Raw genomic sequence first — 20,104 nt, forward strand, 5'->3', positions numbered from 1 at the left:
CCTGATATGTTCTCATGGAACACGACAGGAGCAAGGTCATGGCGCGGAACGCCGGCAGCGACCAGCAGACGATCAGCGAAGATGGCCAGGTTCAGGCTGCCTTCGATTTCATGCCGCAGGAAATGCGCCACCGGCTGCGGTTCGGCGACGTGTTGCGGGCCGGCCGCGCCGATTTGCGCAACCAATCCTGGATGATCGACCGGCAGGTCGTGGGCATTGGCTCGCGCATCGCCGCCGCGCGCCTGCGCGAGATCCTGCGGCCCGCTTCGGACTATGGGGCCGCAGCTTATGAGGCCACAGCTTATGAGGCCGCAGCTTATGAGGCCTCTGAGGCAGGCATGGACTCGTCCCATCAGATGGCGCGGGAGGCATCACAGGATCTGGCGCAGCAGCGCGAGATCCTGCGCGAGATCGGCACGGCGGTGTTTTACTTCCGTGATGAAGAGGAAACACCCGCCGACATCGCCGTTCAATCGCAGCGCCTGCACCCGCGGCCCTTGCCGGCGCGCTACTATGGCGCACCGCCGCAACAGGCCGGCGCCGGCTCGCAGCCGGACCCTTGCCTGTCTCAGCGCAAGATTGCCTAACCGGAATTACCTGACCGGAAGAATATCTGACCGCAAGAGGGGCTGAGCTGCCGCGCGCCTGCGACGCGTTGCGGTGGGCTGCAAATCGACTGATGCGCGCAGCGTGCAGCGCGGATTGTCGCAGCTGCGGCATGCCACGGACCTTGACGTGCCGGGAAGAAGCGTCCTAGCGTTTCACTCTGGTATCCGATGATCCCCCAAGAGGCGCCGACGGCGCGGGCGGGATCCTCCAGAGAGTGAGGCTCGCCATGGAACAGTGGCATTTCGTTGACGGCAAATGGGTGACCGGCAATCCGCCCTTGATGCGCGCGTTCGATCACGCGACCTGGCTGATGGGTGGCATCTTCGATGGTGCGCGCGCCTTTGACGGTGTCACGCCCGATATCGAACTGCATTGCCGCCGCGCTGTCCGCTCAGCCACCAATGTCGGCCTGCGCTCGCCCTTGTCCGCAGGCGAGATCGAAGAAATCTGCCGCGATGGCATCGCGCGTTTCCCGCGCGGGAGCCATCTCTATATCCGTCCCTTCATGTGGTCCGAAGATGGCTGGATGGCGCCCGATCCCGCCAGCACGCGCATCTGCATCTCCGTCGTGCTGACGCCGATGCCCGAGCCGACCGGCGCCAGCGCCATGATCTCGCGCTTCCGCCGCCCCTCGCCGGAAACGGCACCGACCGACGCGAAGGCCGTCTGCCTCTACGCGCAGGCCGGTCGCGCTTCGGCGGAAGCCCGTGCGCGGGGCATCGACGAAGCGGTGATGCTGGATCCCCTCGGCAATGTCGCGGAATTCGCCTCGGCCAATCTGTGGATCGCCAAGGATGGCTGCGCCATCACGCCGGCCGCCAGCGGCTGCTTCCTCAACGGCATCACGCGCCAGCGCCTCATTCGCCTGTTCAACGCGGCGAAGATTCCAGTCTATGAAAAGACACTGACGCCCAAGGACATTCTGGAAGCGGACGAGCTGTTCTCGTCGGGCAATTTCGGCAAGGTGATGCCGATGAGTTCGATCGAGGATCGCAAGCTGGATATCGGGCCGATCTACCGCCGCGCCCGCGAACTCTACATGGACTTCGCCCACGGCAGCCTGCGCTCGGCAGCGTAGCTCATCAGTTGTTCACGAGTAACGCGTGTTGATTTCTTGAAACGCCGAGCTTGATCGTTCCATACCCCCCTCTCCAACTCTCCCCCTCAAGGGGGGAGAGGATTGCTGCGAGGATGTCGCTACAGCTTGCTTCTCTTTCCCTCCCCCCTTGAGGGGGAGGGTGGGGAGGGGGGTGGTGTGCGACTGGGCTGAATGCCCGATCAGAAAACTAGAGCGTCAAATGGCGGGCGCGGGCGCCGCGTTCGATGGCGGCGGCGACCAGTTTGCCGATCTTCAGTTCGAAGCGGATGAGCTCGAGGAGGCGCGCTTCTTCCTCGGTCATCTTGCTGTCGGCGGCGGCCACATCGCAGGCCAGCGCATAGGCGGTTTCGCGCAGCTTTTCCGGCAGGCCTTCGCTGATCTTCTTCAAGACCGCATCCAGCCCATCCGTCCCGCTCAGCACATCGACGCAGGAGGCAGCTGTCTTGGCGATCTTGGCGCGGTCGTAATCGCGGAACACCGGCAGATGGCCAACCATGTCGCCGATCGACGACATCTCTGCGTCCGACATGTCACGGTCCGCCGCGGCCATTAGCACCATGGTGTAGATGAGCGCGGAATGATGATTGAGAGCAGCCATATTGATCAGATCCTATTTCTTAACGAATGAACAGGCGGGACGCCCGAAATCGCCGGAACAATAGCGGTGGCGGCTCGACCGCTCAACCCCCTGGGGATGACGGCAAAAGTTGAGTGTTTTCAGCGAGAAACGCCGCGGTTTGTTCCAGGACCGCCTTGAGGCCGATGCGCTCGACCGTCACATCCGCCGGAAAGGCGGAGAGCAGGCGCGAGGGCATCGCCTTGTCGAGCAGCACGAAGACCCCGTGATCGTCGGCGCGGCGGATGAGGCGCCCGAACGCCTGCTTGAGCTTGAGGCGGGTCAGCTGGTCCTCATAGGCGCTGCCGCCGAACGCCTGTTTGCGGGCGCGGTGGAGAAGGTCGGGCCGCGGCCAGGGCACGCGGTCGAAGACGATGAGGCGCAGCGCGTTGCCTGGCACATCGACGCCGTCGCGCACAGCGTCCGTCCCCAGCAAACAGGCATCGACATCGCCGCGGAAAATGTCGATGAGCGTCGCATTGTCCATGGCATCGACATGCTGGGCGAGGAGATTGAGCCCGGCACCTTCGATCGCGGGGGCGATGCGTCGGTGCACCTCGCGCAGACGCTGGATCGCGGTGAAGAGGCCCAGGGCACCACCGCGTGCCGCCAGGAACAAGGTGCGATAGGCGGAGGCCACCTGCGCCATGTCGTCCTTGTCGAGATCGGTGACGATGAAGACCCGGGTCTGCTTGGCGTAATCGAAGGGCGAGGGGACACGCAGGCGATAGGCCGGCAAGGGCAGATGATTGGTCCCGGCGCGGACCTCGGCACCCATCCAGGATTGTTCCGAGCCACTGCCATCGGTCAGCGTCGCCGAGGTGACGACGATGCCATGAGCCGGCTTCATCACCGCCTCGGCGAAGGGGCGGGTGGGATCGAGGAAGTGACGGTACATACCGACATCAAGCTCGCGTCCCTCGACGCGCTCCAGGCCGAACCAGTCGACGAACATCGGCGCGTCACTGAGCGGGTCCGGCAGCTGGTTGGTCGCCAATGCCTTGAGCATTGCCCGCCAGGCGCCGATTTCCAGATCGCCGCGCCGCTGCAGCCCGCGCGCCATGGCATCGATGCGTTGGCGCTGTGCGCTCTCCAGATCCTCGGCCTCATCATCCAGGCGCCGCATCAATTTAGCCGCCAGCGCCAGCATCGGTTCCATCAACGCGCTGAGCGCGCGGTCAAGGGCGACACTCGCCAAGGCAACGTCGGGCTCCAATGGCCCGCAGGCGCATTCCAGGCTGTAGCCGCTGCGCGGCGCCGTCGCCCGCGCCAGCACCTGGTGCCGCACGGTGATAAGAAACTTCTCGGCAGCTCCCCCCGACTGATTCCCTGGGGGCAGATTGTCAGCAACGCGCTGCTGCCAGCCTTCGCCGGCCAGTGATTTCGCGGCGGCTAGGACAGCATCGACCAGGCCCGGCATGTCGGGATCGTCGAGAATGAGATCGTCGAGCCGGCGCTTCAAGCCGCGGGCTCGGCTGGAGCGGCCACCTTCTGCGCCCAAGAGCCAGCGCCGCAGGTCCGACATCTCCTGGCCCGTGAGATGTGCTGCGAAGGCGCCATCGGTGGCACTGAACAGATGATGGCCTTCGTCGAACACATAGCGGGTGGGCAGGCGCTGGTCTTCACCGCCACCCATCGCTGCCTGAATCATCACCAGCGCATGATTGGCGATGACGATCTCGGCCTTTTTGGCGCGGCGTGCCGACCGTTCGATGAAGCAGCGCGTATATTGCGGACAGGCGGCATAGATGCATTCGCCGCGGCGGTCGGCGAGCGCGAAGCTGCGATTATGGCCGATGAGGTCCGGCAGCCAGCCGGGAAAATCACCGCCCACCATGTCGCCGTCGCGCGTCTGCATCGCCCAGCGTGCGACGAGGCCGAAGGCGATCGCATCCGTCGGCCGGCCGGCAAGCTGGCCGCCCATTTCGGAGAGATTGAGCAGGCAGAGATAATTCTCGCGCCCTTTGCGGATGACGACCTTCTGTGCCTTCTGTGCCGGGTTGGGATAGAGGCGGTCGAGCTCGCCATCGATCTGGTGCTGCAGATGGCGGGTATAGGTGCTGATCCAGACCGGTCCCTGATTGCGCGCGGCCCAGACGCTGGCTGGTGCGATATAGCCCAACGTCTTGCCGACACCGGTGCCGGCTTCGGCGAGCACCACGTTGGGGGCGCCTTCCTCCGAGCGCGGGATGAAGGCCGGGGTGAGGCCGGCCGCGAAATCGGCTTGTGCCGCGCGCTGCTCGGCGTTGGCGCCGATGAGGTCGGCGAGGCGCCGGCGCGTTTCCTCGGCGGTGATGGGGAGATGATCCGGCTCCGGCGGCGGCGCGCCGTCGGCCCATTCCGGCAAATCGTCCCAAACGCCAATGCCCGGTGCGTTCACCCCACCCTCGGCTTGAAAATCGAGAGCACGCAAAACGAACGGTCCCCATAGCCAGCCCGCCTTGGCCATGGCCCAGGCGAGACCGATGGTGCGGCGACGCTGGCGGCTTTGTGCCGACAGCTCGACCAGCAGCAGCCGTGCGATCTCATGAAGGAGTCTCGCTTCGAGGAGCGGATCGTGATGCGCCGGCACGGTGACGCCCAGTACTTCGGCCATGCCCTTGGGCGTCGGCAGGCAGAAGCTCGCCGGCCGAACAAAGGCGTAGAGCTCGAGGAGGTCGAAGGCCGCAAAGCGCTCGACCTTCAGGCGCCGGGCGGTGGCCGGCGCATGCACCAGCAGCGCCGGCCGCGACCGGCCGGACAGAGCTGCCGTCGGATGGCTCACGCGCTGCGGCGCCGCCTCGGCATGGTCCGCCCATGCCGCTTCGGCATGGAAGGCGACCAGAGCCGGCAGATCGGCAAGCGCCCGGGGACCAAGCGCCTGGGGAACAAGCTTGGGGGGGAGCGGGGAAGATGTACCGGTTTCGTTCATCACGCCGCTTTATGGACCAGCGGCGGGCCGGGATCAATGCAACATGTATTCGTCATCCCCGGGGCAAAGACCCKGGGATCCACGGGTGCTTTGGCGAGTGTGGATGGCCCGGCCATTCTTAGTACAAGAGTGGGCCCGGGCATGACGACTTCGTTAAGGGGATAAAGGGAACTTACGCCGACAGGATGCGGCTGCCGATGGCCCAGGGGCGGTCGAATTGCGGGCGGCCGTAATGATAGCCTTGCAGGTAGTGGACGCCGGCATCGATGAGGACCTTGGCATCGGCTTCGTTCTCAACGAATTCGGCGACGGTCTCCAGGCCGAAGGTGCCGGCAAGGCCCATCAGATTGCGGATGAACAGCTGCTGGTCGACATTGTTGGCAAGGTTGCGCACGAAAGAACCGTCGATCTTGACGAGGTCCACGGTGAGCGCCTTCAAATGCCGGAAGCTGGTGAAGCCGGCACCAAAATCGTCAATGGCGACACGGCAGCCGACATCGCGCACCACGTTCACAAAGCGCGCCGATTCCTCGATGTCATGGAGCGCTGCCGTCTCGGTGATCTCGACAATGAGGCGCGGGGCGATGCCCGGGCTCGACTTCACGGCGGCGATGAGCGCGCGCAGCCAGGATTGATCGGTGGCGGTGAGGCCGGAAATGTTGAGCGACAGCACCGCTGCTGGATCGCGGCGCAGTTCGGCAACCGTCATGTCGAGCACATAACGGTCGAGGAGCCGCGTCATGCCCAATTGTTCGACCACGGGAATGAAGGCGCCGGCAGGCAGGATCTGGCCCTCGAGATCCTTCATGCGAATGAGGCATTCATATTTCGAGACCGTCATGGTCTGGGCGTGGATGATCGGCTGATAGGTGAAGATCAGGCGCTGGTCGCGCATCGCCTGCTGTACCTGGGTCCCGATATCCATGGCGCGCCGGTGCAGCAGGGTCTGCTGTTCCGAGGGGCGATAGACATTGTAGCAGCAGCGACCGGCCTTCTTGGCATAGGTGAGTGCCGATTCCGCCTTGGTCATGACCTCATAGGCGGTGTTCACCAGACCCGGGAACAGGACGCAGCCGACGGAGACCGTGATGGGGATCGACTGGCCGTTGATCTCGATCGCCTGGTCGCGCATCGCCTCGATGATGCGGTCCATGCAATTGACGATGCAATTCTCCGGGCAATTGGTCAGTAGCACGCCGAAGCGATCACCACCCAAACGGCCGATGACATCGCTGGCGCGCAGGGTGCGATCCAGGCGCTGGCCGATCGCCACCAGGACGGCATCGCCGATCTCATAGCCATAGGCGTTGTTGACCATGGCGAGCTTGTCGACGCCGATGACGAGGAAGGCGCCTTCGACCTTGAAGCGGCGGCTGAAGGAGAGCGCCTGTTCCAATTCATCGCGCAGGCGCGCACGGTTGAAATGGCCGGTGAGTTCATCGTAATTGGCGATGCGCTCGAGCCGCGCCTCGTTCTGCTTACGCTGCGTGATAATGCGCATGGCGCCGGACATCGCGACCGGCATGCCATTGGCGTCGATCTCGACCCGGCCGCGATCATGCACCCAGATGACGACGCCCTGGCCGTTGCGCACACGGTATTCGCAATCGTAATTGTCGCCCTGGCTGAAATGGTCGGAGAGCGCTTTGAGGCGCCGCGGCAGATCTTCGGGATGGATGCGGTTGTTGAAGCCATGGCCGCTGGCGATGGCGTTCTCGCCTTCGCCCAGCACTTCCTCGATCTCGCCCGCCCAGATCAGGCGGTCGGAGAGAATGTCCCATTTGTAAAGAATATCGCCCGAAGCGCCGATGGCCGTGCGGACCCAGTCGGGGGTGCCTGTTGGCGTCACAGCCGAGCTGGCATGAGCGGAAACCTGCCCCGTTTCCGGGGTCAGGCCACTCAGTCCTTGCTCGTTCCTCAACGCCGTCACGAGCGCTCCTGTGTCGCCGCCACCCGGTACCATCTGGTGACCCTAGCGCCAGAGTCTAAACAAAGTCCTAAAAGCTGACTGTTCGGTCCTTTTTCGAGGCGAAAGTCGGGCGCCGGGCGGCGAGATACAGGGCGGCTGGGGATGACTTTGTGGATAAGTCCGCCGATCAGGTTGATCATGGTAAATGACTGGTCAATTTGAAGAAATCCGTCTCTTTCACACACGTTGATGTGGCGAGAATCAGGCGGATGCCCCTTGAATCGGCTTGTCCCTAGCTCCAATTTATCTAAAATTCTATCTATTCTTGGGATCCGGGGTAATGCCGGTCGCATTGCGCCCGAATAAGCGTCTGAAGCCGCCGCCGTTACCATCGCTCGATAGTGGGGAAGCCCAAACCGCATGGCCGATATCGGTCGCATTCTGCTCCTGCCGCCGCCGGCCGTCCCAGGCCGGAACGCGCCCGCGCGCGTGGGGGCAGGGCGGGATGAAGCGGGGGCCAGCGCCGGATCCGGTGACGAGCAGGGAATCGCCACCAGGGTCGACGAGACCGCCGATTCAACCAGCAATGCCCGGAACAAGCAGTTCCGCTTCCGCGTGGTGGATGGCGGGCGCAGCGATTCGCTCGGCAATGCGGAAGTGCCGGCCCGCACAGACCCCAATGCCACGGACCAGAATGCAACGGCTGCCCGCGATGCCCTTGGCTTTCAGGCCGCCGGCAACCGCGGCACCGCCAGCGGCAACGGTAAGGGCGGTGTGCCGCTCGGCACGCCGACGGCGACCTTCCTTGCGCAATTGATCGCCCAGGAGCAGTTGCCCCAGGGTCTTTACGACCCGCCGGTGAAGGCTGCCGACCGCGCCTATCGCCAGGCCGGCGGCGAACCGGCACTCACCGACGGCGGCACGGCGACCGCGCATTTCCGTATCGCCGTATAACCGGCACGGTCGCCGCCCAGGAAGTGGCGGCATAAATAATTGCGGATATAGGGCTGCGTTCTTTAAGCTCCGGCCGGCATGACACCCTTTGGACAAAAATTGCGCGACCTGCGGCAGGTACAAGGCCGGCAGCTCAAGGACATGGCCAAGGCCCTGAAGGTCAGCTCGGCCTATCTTTCCGCCCTGGAACATGGCCACCGCGCGCGGCCCAAGACCGGCTTCGTGCAGCAGGTGGCGGCCTTCTTCAACCTTGCCTGGGAAGAGGTCGACGAACTTCAATCCCTCGCTGATCTCTCCGATCCCAAGATCACGATCGACACTGGCGGCCTCTCGCCACTCGCCACCGAACTCGCCAACCGCCTCGCCAAGCGCATCGGCGATCTCGACGCGACCGCCCTGGCAGCGCTCAACGAGCAACTGAAGCCGAAATAGCCGCGCATTGCCCAGCACCTCAAGATGATTCAGCATGGCGCTGAAACGCCCGAGTCGGGGCGATCTGCACTGAAGGAATGACAATGGCTGCGGAACGAACAACCGGATGGGCGCAGGCCACGGGTGTCTATTTCACCTCGCACCAGCTGATCATTCTGGTCATGGGCTTTGCCAGCGGCCTGCCCTTGCTGCTGACACTCTCGACATTGTCCTTCTGGCTCTCGAAGCTCGGCGTCGACAAGACCACCATCGGCCTTTTTGCGTTGGTCGGTGCGCCCTATACATTCAAATTCGCCTGGTCGCCCATCATCGATCAGGCGCCGATCCCGGTGCTGACAAAATTTCTGGGGCGGCGCAAAAGCTGGCTGCTGGTTCTGCAGATCGCCCTCGCCGCGGCGATCTTCGGCATGGGCCAGACGGACCCGGTGGCGGCGCCCACGGCGACAGCCATGATGACCATCCTGGTAGCCTTCTTTGCAGCCAGCCAGGACATTGTCATCGACGCCTATCGTATAGAATTGCTGGACGATGAAGAACAAGCGGCGGGTGCGGGTACAACGCAGGTCGGCTACCGTATCGGCATGCTACTGGCCGGCGCTGGTGCCGTGGCCATGTCGGATTTCATCGCCTGGCCAATCATTTTCGCAATCCTCGCCGGCGCTATGCTGCTCTGCGCGATCACAACGCTATTTATTCCGGAGCCGAAGGCCGGCGTGGCCAAAGCCGAAAAGCATGCCCATTATCTCGATTGGATCAAGGACGCCGTCATTCGTCCGTTTGCCGATTTCATCGGTCGGCGCGGCTGGGTCGTTATTCTGCTGTTCATCCTGTTCTATAAATTCGGCGACGCTTTCGGCGGCACCATGGCGACGCCGTTCTATAACGAGCTTGGCTTTACCGGGACCGAAATCGCCGCGATGTCCAAAGTCTACGGCCTCATCGCCTCCTTGGTCGGTGGCGTTCTGGGCGGCCTCGTTGTTGCGCGCATTGGCCTGTTCAAGACCCTGTTGATCGGTGGTGTGTTGCAGGCGATCACCAATTTGCTGTTCAGCTATCTCGCAATGAAAGGCAACAATCTGTTGTGGCTGGGTGTTGCCATCACAGCCGACAATCTTGCCGGTGGGATCGCCGCAGCGGCCTTCGTGGCCTATCTTTCCGGCCTCTGCAATGTCGCCTTCACTGCCACACAATATGCCTTGCTGACTTCGTTTATGGCGCAGGGTCGCACCGTCATGTCGAGCGGCAGCGGCTGGCTTGCCGATCACATGAATTGGATCGACTTCTGGGCACTCACCGCACTGATGGCAGTTCCCGGTCTGCTGCTTCTGCTGTGGATTGCACGGCTTTATCCGCATGGCCTGACATCTAAACAGCAATGACCACCGCCAAGCCCATCGTCGCCATCACCTATTGCACGCAATGCCGCTGGCTGTTGCGGGCTGGCTGGTCGGCGCAGGAGCTCCTGGTGACATTTGAGGATGAGTTGGGCGGTGTCACGCTCATCCCCGGCACCGGCGGTGTGTTCGATGTGACGGTGGATGGCCGGCTCGTCTGGTCGCGCAAGGCCGAGGGACGTTTCCCCGAGATGAAGGAGCTGAAGCAGCGCATCCGCGATGTCATCGCTCCGGAGCGGGACCTGGGGCATTCGGATTACAAGCCGGCATAAGTCTGTGACCTGTCAGCTCGCTGACGGGCCGCTGACAATGTCGTGACCGGAATTCCCTGAATTTTCATAGCGCTGCCCCATTTCCGCCCCGATTGAGGGCGACTCTCCGACCCGTCGCAAGACAGCAGAGAATCGCGTCCAGAGAGAAGGGGAAATCCCATGCCGCTACTTCGCCAAACTTTCTATTTCCTGCGCCATGGCGAAACCGATTGGAACCGCATCGGTCTCGTGCAGGGGCAGGTCAACATGCCGCTGAACGGCACCGGCCTCGCTCAGGCGCGGGCGGCCCGCGATGTATTGGCCCACCAGGGTATCGGCACCATCTGCACCAGCCCCCTCGACCGCGCCTCTCTCACTGCTGACATCATCGCGGCCGGCCTCCACGTGCCGGTGGTCGAGATCGACAATCTCCGGGAATGCGATTTCGGTGCCCGCGAAGGCCATCCCAAGGGCGCCTGGTACGATGCCTGGCGGAACGGCGACACGCCAAGGGGGGCCGAGCGCTTCAGCCATTTCATGGAACGCGCCCTTGATGGCATCAACGAGGCGCTGCAATGCCCCGGCCCGGTCCTCATCGTCGCCCATGGCGGCATCTACTGGGCAATCGAGCGCTTTGCCGGCATCGCGCGGCGCGACCGCATTCCCAATGGCGTGCCCCTGTTCCACGCCCCGCCACCCAAGCCCCTCCTGCCCTGGCACCGGCAGCGCATCGACGGGTTCGCTGCGGCCTAAAAGATAGATATTTATCAATAAGATATTGTCAACGGCACCACAAACCCTCTCCCCTCGCGGGAGAGGGTAGGGAGAGGGGGTCTATCAGCGAGCCTGGTCCATCCACCCCCTCACCCCGGCCCTCTCCCGCGAGGGGAGAGGGGGAAGTAGGGGTGCCCTGCATTCCTGGCAGGCCCCGCAATCTTGCACCTCGCCCCCTCGCGTGACATAACAACCGCCGCCTGTTCCGGCCGCTGCCGGAGCGCCTGAAATAAGTTGGCGGACCATGGACAAATTCACACAGTTGAGCGGGATCGCGGCGCCGTTGCCGATCCGCAATGTCGACACCGACATGATCATCCCGAAACAGTTCTTGAAGACCATCAAGCGCACGGGTCTGGGGAAGAACCTGTTCGACGAGATGCGCTATACGCCCGATGGCAAAGAGATTCCGGATTTCGTGCTCAACAAGCCGCAATACCGGCAGGCGAAGATCCTGGTGACCGGCGACAATTTCGGCTGCGGCTCGTCCCGCGAGCATGCCCCCTGGGCGCTCGCCGATTTCGGCATCCGCTGCATTATCGCCACGAGCTTTGCCGACATTTTCTATAACAACTGCTTTAAGAACGGCATCCTGCCGATCAAGCTCTCCAAGGAAGACGTGGCGAAGCTCATGGATGACGCCGAGCGCGGCGCCAATGCCGTCGTCTCCATCGATCTCGATGCCCAGGAGATCAAGGGCCCGGATGGCGGCACGCTCAAGTTCGAGGTCGATGCCTTCCGCAAGCACTGCCTGCTCAACGGTCTCGACGACATCGCTTTGACGCTTGAGAAGAAGTCGTCCATGGACAGTTTCGAGACGAAGAACAAACTCAGCCAGCCTTGGCTGTGGAACTGACTTAGGTTCCCCTCACCCCGACCCTCTCCCCGCTATCGCGGGGCGAGGGAGTTCCGAGCGAGTTCGCTATGAGCCCCTCGCCCCAACGGGGAGAGGGGTTGGGGTGAGGGGGCTTTCTCCCGCCCCCAAACCTCCACCAACCGCACATTCCGCGAGAAAACACATGTCCAGCAATTCGAAGAAGATCCTGATCCTGGCCGGCGACGGCATCGGCCCCGAAGTCATGGGCGAAGTGAAGCGTACGCTCGGCTGGTTCGAGAAGCGGCGTGGTTCCGGTTTCGAGACGGAAGACGGTCTGGTCGGCGGCTGCGCCTATGACAAGTACAAGACGCCCTTGACCGACGAGACGATGCAGAAGGCGATCGATGCCGATGCGGTGCTCCTCGGTGCAGTCGGCGGTCCGAAGTGGGACAATCTGCCCTTTGCCGACAAGCCGGAACGGGGCCTGCTGCGTCTCCGGAAGGACATGGCGCTCTTTGCCAATCTGCGTCCGGCCCTGGTGTTCGATGCGCTGGCCGAAGCCTCGTCATTGAAGACCGACCTGGTCAAGGGCCTCGACATCATGATCGTGCGCGAGCTCACCGGCGGTGTCTATTTCGGTTCGCCCCGCGGCATCGAGACCCTGCCCAATGGCGAACGTCGCGGTGTCAACACCCAGGTCTATACGACCAGCGAAATCCAGCGCGTGGCGCGCGTGGCGTTCGAGCTCGCCCGCAAGCGCAACAACAAGCTGTGTTCGGTCGAGAAGGCCAATGTCATGGAATCGGGCGTGTTGTGGCGGGAAGAAGTGCAGAAGCTCGGCGACACCGAATATAAGGACGTGCAGCTTTCCCATATGTATGCCGATAACTGCGCCATGCAGCTGGTGCGCCAGCCCAAGCAGTTCGACGTCATCGTCACCGACAATCTCTTTGGCGACCTGCTCTCCGATTGCGCGGCGATGCTCACCGGGTCCTTAGGGATGCTGCCCTCGGCCTCGCTCGGTGCCGCAGATGCCGGCGGCAAACGGAAGGCGCTCTACGAGCCGGTCCATGGCTCGGCGCCGGACATCGCAGGCCAAGGCAAGGCCAACCCCTTGGCCTGCCTGCTCTCGCTCTCGATGATGCTGCGCTATTCGTTCAACCAGGATGAGGATGCGGACCTCCTCGACAAGGCCGCGAACAATGTCGTGGCCAAGGGCTTCCGCACCGGCGACATCATGGCACCCGGCTGCACCTTGGTCTCGACCACGCAGATGGGCGACGAGATCCTCAAGGAACTCGACCGCCTCGGCGCCTGATCGGCCGCGATATTTCTGCAGACACGCCGGGAAGCATCGCTTTCCCGGCGTTTTTGTATCCGCTTGCCACTGCGCAGCAGGCGCCGCATCATCTTGCGCCATGGGAACATTCGCCCCATCTATCTGTTAAGAGAGATAGAATTCCTGTCGGGATTGATCCAGGTCAACCGCCACCGCGTTTGCCCGCGCCACACTATCCGCCGATCTCCGTAACCAATTGGGAGTTTGTGCCATGGCCATCAGACATATCCTCGTTCCCCTGTTCGGCTATGACGGCGACCGCACGTCGCTCGATGCGGCCCTGGTGGTGGCGAAGCGCCACGGTGCCCATATCGCCGCTCTCCATGTCGAAACCGATCCCTTGGAGCAGACGCCGCTCATGGTCGATGTCGGCGTCGCCATCACGGAACTGGTCGAGGCCGCCGAGCGCCACGCCGCGCACCGTGCCAAGAATGCCGCCAAGACCTTTGCCGACTGGCAAGGTGCAACCAATACCACGATCGACCCGGCACCTACCGTGCATCCCGCCGTCACCACCGCTTTCACCAATGTGAAGGGCAATGAGGAAGACCTCATCGGCCGCTTCGGGCGCCTGACCGATCTCGTGGTCCTGGCGCGCCCGAAGAAGAACGAGGCCGCCGATCTCATTGCGGTGCGCATCGAAGATGTGTTGTTTGGCGCCGGCCGGCCGGTGCTCCTGGTTCCCAACGGTATTTCTGCCGATGCCCTGGCGCATCTCGAGGACGGACCGGCGCTCGTCGCCTGGAATGGCAGCATCGAGGCGACACGCGCCGTCACAGCCGGCCTCAGCCTCATCAAGGCGATGGGCAAGGTGCGGGTGATTTCCATCAAGGAAGGCAAGCGCGAAGGCCATCCGGCCACCGACCTCACTCATTTCCTGGCCTGGCATGGTGTTGCGGCCAGCGTCGGCGAGCCGCCCACGGATGGGCACAAGGCGACGGCCGAACATTTCCTCCAGGCCGCGCGCGACGCCAAGGCGACCCTCATCGTCATGGGCGCCTATAGCCATGGCAGGCTCCGGCAGCTAGTCTTGGGCGGCGTCACCAGCCATATGATCGATGCTGCGGATATTCCGGTGCTGATGGCGCATTGATGGAAAGGCGACCATGCGCGGGGGCCTGGGTCTTATCGTTCTGCTAACCGTCCTGGCAGGCCCATCCGGCTTGGCCATGGCCGCCGGCTGCCCCTGCCCGAAATCGCAGATGGTCGAGCTCTACGGGTCGGTTTCCATGTTCCCCAACCAGTTGCCGGGGCCAAGGCTGCATCAGCCTACCCGGAAACAGCCGCTACCCGTCTCGATGACGGCACCGCCCAGCATGGCCGAGGTGGCGAGGTCCCTGAAGACCCCCGCCACCGACCGGGTAGCCAATCCGCTGCTCTGGGACCCGCTGTTCATCGAGAAATAAAGTTGCGCGCCACGCCTGTCCGGCCGGTGTGGCGGCAAAGCCTCTCGACAAGTTGCCGCTCTGCGGTATAAATGGCCCATTTCCGGCGGGAGAAGCTCGCCGGCTTTCAGGATGACGGCGATGCGCTTTGGTGCGGATCAGATGGCGATGAAGACGGACCGGGCGGCGCTGCCGACCGCGGCTGGCTTTGTCATGACCGTCGCCACCACCGCCACCAAAACCACCGGCAAAAAGACCACCAAGAAAACTGCTTGGGGTTGAGACGCGGCCATTTGGGTTCCATCCCAGAACAAAGGCCGCATCCCGATGCGGCCTTTTTGTTTTTGGGCGTTTTGTAGATCGGCGTTGCTGCCCTTTGGTGGGGCGCCATAGCGAGAGAGAAGTGAGGATATCATGGGTTATCGCGTAGCCGTGGTTGGCGCCACGGGCAATGTCGGGCGGGAAATGCTGCAAATCCTGTCCCAGCGCCAGTTCCCCGTCGATGAAGTCATCGCCCTGGCCTCCGAACGGTCGGCCGGCGCCGAAGTCTCGTTCGGCGAGGATGAAGTGTTGAAGGTCCGCCCCCTCGACACGTTCGATTTCAAGGGCACCGACATCGTCCTCTCTTCGGCTGGCGCCAAGATCTCGGCCGCCTTCGCGCCGAAGGCCGCCGCCGCCGGTGCCGTCATCATCGACAATACCAGCCATTTCCGCATGGACCCGGATGTGCCCCTGGTGGTGCCGGAAGTGAATCCGCAGGCGATCGCCGGCTATAAGAAGAAGGGCATCATCGCCAATCCCAATTGCTCGACCATCCAGATGGTGGTGGCGCTGAAGCCGCTCCATGACATCGCCAAGATCACGCGCGTGGTCGTTGCCACCTACCAGTCGGTGTCGGGTGCCGGCAAGGAAGGCATGGACGAACTCTTCAACCAGACGCGCGGCGTCTATATGAACCAGTCGCCCGAGCGCACGAAGTTCACCAAGCAGATCGCCTTCAACGTGATCCCGCATATCGATGTCTTCATGCAGGACGGGTTCACCAAGGAAGAATGGAAGATGACGGTCGAGACCAAGAAGATCCTCGACCCCAACATCCAGGTCGTCGCCACCTGCGTGCGCGTGCCGGTGTTCATCGCGCATTCGGAAGCGGTGCATATCGAGTTCGAAAACGAGATGAGTGTCGAAGCCGCCCGTGCCGCCCTGCGCGGTGCCCCCGGCATCACGGTGGTCGATCACCGCGCCGATGAAGGCTATGTGACGCCCTTGGAAGTGGCCGGTGAAGACAATGTCTATATCAGCCGCATCCGCAAGGACCCGACCGTGAAGCATGGTTTGGCCCTCTGGATCGTCGGCGACAACCTCCGCAAGGGTGCGGCCTTGAATGCGGTGCAGATCGCCGAAGTACTCGCCCAGAACTATCTGAAGCGCCAGGCGGCGTAACGGAGCTCGTTGCAAACGCCCCCTCTCCCTAACCCTCCCCCGCCGTCGGCGAATGCTGACATTCGTCGGCGGGCGGCGGGAGGGAATCCTAGCCAGCTTGATCGCGATGGCTGCGACAACTCGGCGAGCTCCCTCCCCCCAACGTGGGGGAGGGTCGGGGAGAGGGGGAGCAACAACCTCAATATCGGCCCATCATGCCAACCCCACCCATCACCCTCCGCAACGCCACACCCGCAGACCATCCAGTCTTGCGCACCTTCAACGATCGCCTGATCGCTGAAGCAAGCCTCCCCGGCGCCACGCACGCAGACTTTGCAAGATTCCAGGAAACCTTCACCGACACCGCCCTCGCCAACGCCGGCCCCAATACAAAGCTGATCGTGGCCGTCGATGCCACCGGCACCATCCTCGGCTACATCCACCTGCAGCCGACCCACGACGACATCCTCGATCGCGAGATCGGCTATGTCAGCCTCATCGCGGTTGCAGAAAACGCCGCCGGTCAAGGCATCGGCCGTATGCTCATGCAAGCGACGGAAAACTGGGCGCGCGAGATGAGCTATCCCGCGCTGGTACTCGACGTGTTTGCCAGCAATACGCTTGCGCGGAATTTTTATGCGAAGGCCGGATTCGATGAGGATAGCGTGAGACTGCGGAGGACGATGCAGCAAGGATAAATCTACTTTGCGTCCGGCGGCTGCTTGCGACGGACTGCCGGTTTCCGGCGAAGCGCGGCATTGCGCTGTTCAAGCTGCTCGGCACTGACATATGCAGCTTCTCCCATCTCTGCGTACCGCCTAAGAGATTCCTGAGCCCTCCTTTGCTGTTCACTCCAAATATCAGTTTCAGCGAGAACTTTTGGGATAACCGGATCTGCTGGCATCACGAACCCGGGTGTACGCGCCGCGACGTATTCATACATGGCGCGGTTGGCGATCTTATTCTCCTCGACGTGAAAATCATTGGGCACCGCAACGAGATTCGCGCGTGTCCATTTGAGCATTTCATGAGGCCGGAGTTTGGGAATGGACAGCGGAGCCGGCTTTGGTTCCATGGGTAACCCGAGTTCGCGCCGCCATTTCCATCGCTGCGCTGGCGTAGGACCCAAGAAGGCTGGATGGCCTCGATAAGTCCCCAAGAAGTGGTGATAAAGGTGCGGCTCAACGGCGCAACGCTGGCTGAAGCTTTTGCTTATCCGTGGATGCGAGTAGGTAACTAGCGGTTCACCCGTGATCCCGTCGTAGAGACACAGAGTTCTTACGACGACGCGATTGATGATACTCGCGACTGCTTTGACGAAACTGACGACCTCAGGATCGTCTGTGTCGTGCGGCGCTTCGACTTTGAAACCGTCTATTGCACCAAGATAGCGGACAGCCGGCATCCCTCTATGCGGCGTGCCGCAATGAGCAGCCAATAGTTCCGCCGGGGGTTCGATGGTAATGCCGCAGAGAAGCATGTCGCTTTTACTTGAGCGGCTGTCAAAATAGACCGTGCGCCCGAAGCGGCGGAATGCTTCCTTGGAATCGTCGAATGGGCGCCGATGAGGTCGCCCGATCAGGCGTTGCGGGTTCCCAGTCGCGATGTCTTCCGGCCACGGCACGCGGAGAGCGATGGCTCTGCCTGCGAGATATCCGCCTGCAGGGCCGATCTTGGGCAGGAAGTTCTCGATCATATTATCGATGAATTCAGGCTTTCGCGGCTCGTTTCCCAGTTCATGGAAATGATACGATCGCGGAAACATGACCATCGTTGGATACAACCGCCTCAGCTCGGCTTCGATGAGGGCGACATCTTGGTGCGCTAGATAAGGATAGTCCTCTATCCAACTCATGCGGACGAAGGGATTTTTGCGAGTCATACTCTCGTTTTCCAGTGAAGCGATGCAAAGTACCTGAGAAGATCCCATAAAGACGGATTGCCTCTCAGGTCTCAGTCAAGTCTCAACGCGCAGGCGTTTGCGGCAAGTCTGGATCATCCGGATTGTCTATCTTGATGCTTCTACTCTCACCGATAAATTTACAGTCTTTGAAGTCTTTGTCGAATCGCTCTCTGAGCTTCTTGGAGATGAAATCCCGAAGCTCCTGCTCACTCCATTTCGGCTTTTCCGCCATATGATAGAGCGGGCCTTTTCCTAACACGGGGTTCTCCGTGAACCCCCTGGCGGCTGATTCGCCGATGTTCAAATGTTTGCCAGCTTTTACGATGATATCTTTGAGCGCAATCCACTCCCTCACAATTTCGGTGAAGCCGTTTGCCAAGGGAGTCGTAGAATTCCACATTATCTCCGTCCAGGAGCCATCGTGGTTCTCCCACCGTAATCCACCGTCAGGCTGACGGCTGCCAAGATGTCCATCCTGGTCAATATCCGTAATACGCTTCTGAGGTTTCGTGCCGCCGAAATCTTCAACCTTCCGACGGTCATTTGGATCGTTTGGATTGGGTAGGCAGCCTTTCTCTTGAGCAATCTTGATCAATTCAGTTCGAAATATCTCGTCAATCAGAGTCTTGTGCTCGCTTTGTTTAAATAGCGGTATGCCCCCAATCAGCACTTCGAATACTTTGACGCCAGCGAGGCCAGTACTGAGTGCCGCCAATGTCTTTGGCGTAGCGGGGGTTAGCTCCCTCTGTCGCTGCCCTTGTTCTGCGGAGTCGATTGCAGATGCCATTCTGTCGGCAGTCTCATCGCTCTTCACTGAAGACAGGATGTTTTCGATGGCTGACTGCGCCCACTCTCCCGTAATCGAAAGCAGGTCCGGCATGTCGTCGTCTTTCGGGGTGATCAGACTGTCCGTGACGTTGACAGCAGTGGCGAGCCCGCCGAAGGCGTTCCGGATGCGCCCGCTCTTGAGAAGTTCGAGGGATTGTCTCAGTCCTTCCAGCCAACCGATCTGACCGAGTCTTGCCCAGTCCATCGTGCCATTGGCAAGGGATTGGGCCACGCCGGCATTGATGCCCAAGGCCACCAGATGCAAGGGAATATTTGAGTCTTTGCGCGAACTGGCGTGCTGGATCGCCTTGGCGGTTTCGCGCAGATTTTCGAGATTGGCTTTCTTGGGATCGAACAGAATATCGATTTCCGCAAAGCGCTGTTGCACTTGCGCCAAAAGCGAAGTTTCGTCTGGTGCAAGTGCTTGACCAGCTTGCGTCTTCTCGACGAGGCTTACGAGAGATGGCATCCAGCGCGACATCTCTTCCAGTTGCTGACGCGCCAACGCGTCACGCTCCGCATCGCTGGAGACTTTTGGCAACTGAACGTTGGGAGATGGAGTGTCAGCGTGATCGCGCGCGTTGTAATGCTCAACGATCTCGTCCCCTACCGCCTGATCATTGTCGTTGCTGGCACCGGGTGCGCGGTCGTCGCGGGGTTGGATTTGTTTCTGGGCATGTGCCAAGCGGATCTTCTGCACGTCCGGAGTTTCCTGCGTGAACTTGTTCGGCGTGTAGATCCAGCCGTCGTCGAAGCCCTGGTAGAACATGGGCAGGCCGCTGATTTCGGTCTGGTCGCCGGGCAGGAGTTTTGCGATCTCGGCTTTCAGTTTTTCCTGCTCACGCATCGGCAGCGGGTCGCCGAGATGGGCCTTGTTGGGATCGATTCCGGACTTGGCATAGTGGCGATAGAGAGCGATGCGCTCTTCATCTGCATTGGCATCGAGCTGGGAAGAGCCGGGTTGCGGCGGGACTATGCGGGGCGCATGCGGCGTGCCGAACGGATGCTTGAGCGGCACCTTGTCGACGTCGATGAGCGATTCGACAGGCGCGCTACGTGCGGCGGGCGGGTCATGCGGTGTCGCCACATAGGCATCGGCGATGGCCTTGGCCTGTTCCGGCGAAGCGCTGACTGCAGGCGACCAGTCATAAAGCCTACCGCCGACCTCGAACTGGTTGTCACGCGCCTTGCGGCCGGTTTCCTGGAATTCGCGCTGTGCAGCCTGGGGTGCCGGATGTGCCTCGGTCCAGCGCAGCGGATTGACCCCTTGTTCGTGCAGATGCCGGGCGAGTTTTACCTTTTCGGCGTAACCCTCGCGCTTTGACTCAGTGGCTGGCGGATTTGATAGGGCCGCTTCGTTTTCGGCCTCGGCTACGGCGCGCTTCATCATCGGCGGACGCATGGCATTCCTCTCCTCATATGAATGGTCTGTACGTAAATTACCACACGCTTAATCCATAT

19 protein-coding genes are annotated in these 20,104 nt (G+C 61.8%); 14 read left to right on the top strand and 5 right to left on the bottom strand.

Annotation, left to right across the window (positions count from 1 at the left end; translation table 11 throughout):
- The first annotated feature begins 38 nt into the window (after positions 1–38).
- Both AC1DWZ_RS06715 and AC1DWZ_RS06720 read left to right on the top strand, forming a co-directional pair.
- On the top strand, positions 39–587 hold the full coding sequence (locus AC1DWZ_RS06715) for a hypothetical protein (RefSeq protein ID WP_477168100.1): 549 nt from the start codon (positions 39–41) through the stop codon (positions 585–587).
- A gap of 248 nt (positions 588–835) precedes the next feature.
- On the top strand, positions 836–1,687 hold the full coding sequence (locus AC1DWZ_RS06720) for a branched-chain amino acid aminotransferase (RefSeq protein WP_477168101.1): 852 nt from the start codon (positions 836–838) through the stop codon (positions 1,685–1,687).
- A 208-nt stretch (positions 1,688–1,895) separates the two neighbouring features.
- On the opposite strand, the gene AC1DWZ_RS06725 is transcribed toward AC1DWZ_RS06720, so the two are convergent.
- From AC1DWZ_RS06725 to AC1DWZ_RS06735, 3 genes are all read right to left on the bottom strand, one after another.
- Positions 1,896–2,306 (bottom strand): tellurite resistance TerB family protein, encoded by a 411-nt coding sequence (locus AC1DWZ_RS06725; RefSeq protein ID WP_477168102.1) that lies wholly within the window; start codon positions 2,304–2,306, stop codon positions 1,896–1,898.
- Positions 2,307–2,388: 82 nt separating this feature from the next.
- Positions 2,389–5,235: an ATP-dependent DNA helicase gene (locus AC1DWZ_RS06730; RefSeq protein ID WP_477168103.1), complete on the bottom strand. Its 2,847-nt coding sequence runs from the start codon at positions 5,233–5,235 to the stop codon at positions 2,389–2,391.
- A gap of 172 nt (positions 5,236–5,407) precedes the next feature.
- Positions 5,408–7,198, bottom strand: a complete 1,791-nt coding sequence (locus AC1DWZ_RS06735) for a putative bifunctional diguanylate cyclase/phosphodiesterase (protein ID WP_477168104.1) — start codon at positions 7,196–7,198, stop codon at positions 5,408–5,410.
- A gap of 366 nt (positions 7,199–7,564) precedes the next feature.
- Here AC1DWZ_RS06735 and AC1DWZ_RS06740 point away from each other — a divergent pair, with 366 nt between their 5' ends.
- The 12 genes from AC1DWZ_RS06740 to AC1DWZ_RS06795 all read left to right on the top strand — a co-directional run bounded on the left by AC1DWZ_RS06740 (position 7,565) and on the right by AC1DWZ_RS06795 (position 16,610).
- Complete coding sequence (locus AC1DWZ_RS06740) at positions 7,565–8,098, top strand: hypothetical protein (RefSeq protein ID WP_477168105.1); 534 nt, start codon at positions 7,565–7,567, stop codon at positions 8,096–8,098.
- A 99-nt stretch (positions 8,099–8,197) separates the two neighbouring features.
- Positions 8,198–8,530 carry a helix-turn-helix domain-containing protein gene (locus AC1DWZ_RS06745; RefSeq protein ID WP_477168106.1) on the top strand — a complete coding sequence of 111 codons (333 nt, stop codon included), beginning with the start codon at positions 8,198–8,200 and terminating at the stop codon, positions 8,528–8,530.
- Between the two features lie 83 nt (positions 8,531–8,613).
- Entirely contained in the window at positions 8,614–9,909 is a 1,296-nt protein-coding gene (locus tag AC1DWZ_RS06750) for an AmpG family muropeptide MFS transporter (protein WP_477168107.1), read from the top strand.
- A complete protein-coding gene (locus AC1DWZ_RS06755) occupies positions 9,906–10,196 on the top strand; it encodes an Rdx family protein (protein WP_477168108.1) in 291 nt (96 codons plus the stop codon). Before AC1DWZ_RS06750 ends, AC1DWZ_RS06755 begins: the two co-directional genes overlap by 4 nt.
- Before the next feature lie 159 nt (positions 10,197–10,355).
- Complete coding sequence (locus AC1DWZ_RS06760) at positions 10,356–10,928, top strand: histidine phosphatase family protein (RefSeq protein ID WP_477168109.1); 573 nt, start codon at positions 10,356–10,358, stop codon at positions 10,926–10,928.
- A gap of 265 nt (positions 10,929–11,193) precedes the next feature.
- Complete coding sequence (gene leuD / locus AC1DWZ_RS06765) at positions 11,194–11,805, top strand: 3-isopropylmalate dehydratase small subunit (protein ID WP_477168110.1); 612 nt, start codon at positions 11,194–11,196, stop codon at positions 11,803–11,805.
- Between the two features lie 163 nt (positions 11,806–11,968).
- Positions 11,969–13,084, top strand: a complete 1,116-nt coding sequence (leuB, locus tag AC1DWZ_RS06770) for a 3-isopropylmalate dehydrogenase (protein WP_477168111.1) — start codon at positions 11,969–11,971, stop codon at positions 13,082–13,084.
- Positions 13,085–13,316: 232 nt separating this feature from the next.
- On the top strand, positions 13,317–14,198 hold the full coding sequence (locus AC1DWZ_RS06775) for a universal stress protein (RefSeq protein ID WP_477168112.1): 882 nt from the start codon (positions 13,317–13,319) through the stop codon (positions 14,196–14,198).
- A 13-nt stretch (positions 14,199–14,211) separates the two neighbouring features.
- Complete coding sequence (locus tag AC1DWZ_RS06780) at positions 14,212–14,511, top strand: hypothetical protein (RefSeq protein WP_477168113.1); 300 nt, start codon at positions 14,212–14,214, stop codon at positions 14,509–14,511.
- Positions 14,512–14,631: 120 nt separating this feature from the next.
- Positions 14,632–14,772: a hypothetical protein gene (locus AC1DWZ_RS06785; RefSeq protein ID WP_477168114.1), complete on the top strand. Its 141-nt coding sequence runs from the start codon at positions 14,632–14,634 to the stop codon at positions 14,770–14,772.
- A 132-nt stretch (positions 14,773–14,904) separates the two neighbouring features.
- Complete coding sequence (locus AC1DWZ_RS06790) at positions 14,905–15,933, top strand: aspartate-semialdehyde dehydrogenase (RefSeq protein ID WP_477168115.1); 1,029 nt, start codon at positions 14,905–14,907, stop codon at positions 15,931–15,933.
- Positions 15,934–16,127: 194 nt separating this feature from the next.
- Positions 16,128–16,610 carry an N-acetyltransferase family protein gene (locus AC1DWZ_RS06795; protein ID WP_477168116.1) on the top strand — a complete coding sequence of 161 codons (483 nt, stop codon included), beginning with the start codon at positions 16,128–16,130 and terminating at the stop codon, positions 16,608–16,610.
- Positions 16,611–16,612: 2 nt separating this feature from the next.
- Here AC1DWZ_RS06795 and AC1DWZ_RS06800 read toward each other — a convergent pair whose 3' ends face one another.
- On the bottom strand, positions 16,613–17,794 hold the full coding sequence (locus tag AC1DWZ_RS06800) for a hypothetical protein (RefSeq protein WP_477168117.1): 1,182 nt from the start codon (positions 17,792–17,794) through the stop codon (positions 16,613–16,615).
- Positions 17,795–17,876: 82 nt separating this feature from the next.
- A complete protein-coding gene (locus AC1DWZ_RS06805; protein ID WP_477168118.1) occupies positions 17,877–20,045 on the bottom strand; it encodes a hypothetical protein in 2,169 nt (722 codons plus the stop codon).
- Between the last annotated feature and the right edge of the window lie 59 nt (positions 20,046–20,104).

The organism is Dongia sp. P2_B8, assembly GCF_056404715.1.

What these genes read in the sequence shown, in the direction of transcription:
- AC1DWZ_RS06715 (WP_477168100.1), top strand. Translation starts at nt 39, where the DNA reads ATGGCGCGGAACGCCGGCAGCGACCAGCAGACGATCAGCGAAGATGGC.
- AC1DWZ_RS06720 (WP_477168101.1), top strand. Translation starts at nt 836, where the DNA reads ATGGAACAGTGGCATTTCGTTGACGGCAAATGGGTGACCGGCAATCCG.
- AC1DWZ_RS06725 (WP_477168102.1), bottom strand. Translation starts at nt 2,306, where the DNA reads ATGGCTGCTCTCAATCATCATTCCGCGCTCATCTACACCATGGTGCTA.
- AC1DWZ_RS06730 (WP_477168103.1), bottom strand. Translation starts at nt 5,235, where the DNA reads ATGAACGAAACCGGTACATCTTCCCCGCTCCCCCCCAAGCTTGTTCCC.
- AC1DWZ_RS06735 (WP_477168104.1), bottom strand. Translation starts at nt 7,198, where the DNA reads ATGGTACCGGGTGGCGGCGACACAGGAGCGCTCGTGACGGCGTTGAGG.
- AC1DWZ_RS06740 (WP_477168105.1), top strand. Translation starts at nt 7,565, where the DNA reads ATGGCCGATATCGGTCGCATTCTGCTCCTGCCGCCGCCGGCCGTCCCA.
- AC1DWZ_RS06750 (WP_477168107.1), top strand. Translation starts at nt 8,614, where the DNA reads ATGGCTGCGGAACGAACAACCGGATGGGCGCAGGCCACGGGTGTCTAT.
- AC1DWZ_RS06755 (WP_477168108.1), top strand. Translation starts at nt 9,906, where the DNA reads ATGACCACCGCCAAGCCCATCGTCGCCATCACCTATTGCACGCAATGC.
- AC1DWZ_RS06760 (WP_477168109.1), top strand. Translation starts at nt 10,356, where the DNA reads ATGCCGCTACTTCGCCAAACTTTCTATTTCCTGCGCCATGGCGAAACC.
- leuD (WP_477168110.1), top strand. Translation starts at nt 11,194, where the DNA reads ATGGACAAATTCACACAGTTGAGCGGGATCGCGGCGCCGTTGCCGATC.
- leuB (WP_477168111.1), top strand. Translation starts at nt 11,969, where the DNA reads ATGTCCAGCAATTCGAAGAAGATCCTGATCCTGGCCGGCGACGGCATC.
- AC1DWZ_RS06775 (WP_477168112.1), top strand. Translation starts at nt 13,317, where the DNA reads ATGGCCATCAGACATATCCTCGTTCCCCTGTTCGGCTATGACGGCGAC.
- AC1DWZ_RS06780 (WP_477168113.1), top strand. Translation starts at nt 14,212, where the DNA reads ATGCGCGGGGGCCTGGGTCTTATCGTTCTGCTAACCGTCCTGGCAGGC.
- AC1DWZ_RS06785 (WP_477168114.1), top strand. Translation starts at nt 14,632, where the DNA reads ATGCGCTTTGGTGCGGATCAGATGGCGATGAAGACGGACCGGGCGGCG.
- AC1DWZ_RS06790 (WP_477168115.1), top strand. Translation starts at nt 14,905, where the DNA reads ATGGGTTATCGCGTAGCCGTGGTTGGCGCCACGGGCAATGTCGGGCGG.
- AC1DWZ_RS06795 (WP_477168116.1), top strand. Translation starts at nt 16,128, where the DNA reads ATGCCAACCCCACCCATCACCCTCCGCAACGCCACACCCGCAGACCAT.
- AC1DWZ_RS06800 (WP_477168117.1), bottom strand. Translation starts at nt 17,794, where the DNA reads ATGACTCGCAAAAATCCCTTCGTCCGCATGAGTTGGATAGAGGACTAT.
- AC1DWZ_RS06805 (WP_477168118.1), bottom strand. Translation starts at nt 20,045, where the DNA reads ATGCGTCCGCCGATGATGAAGCGCGCCGTAGCCGAGGCCGAAAACGAA.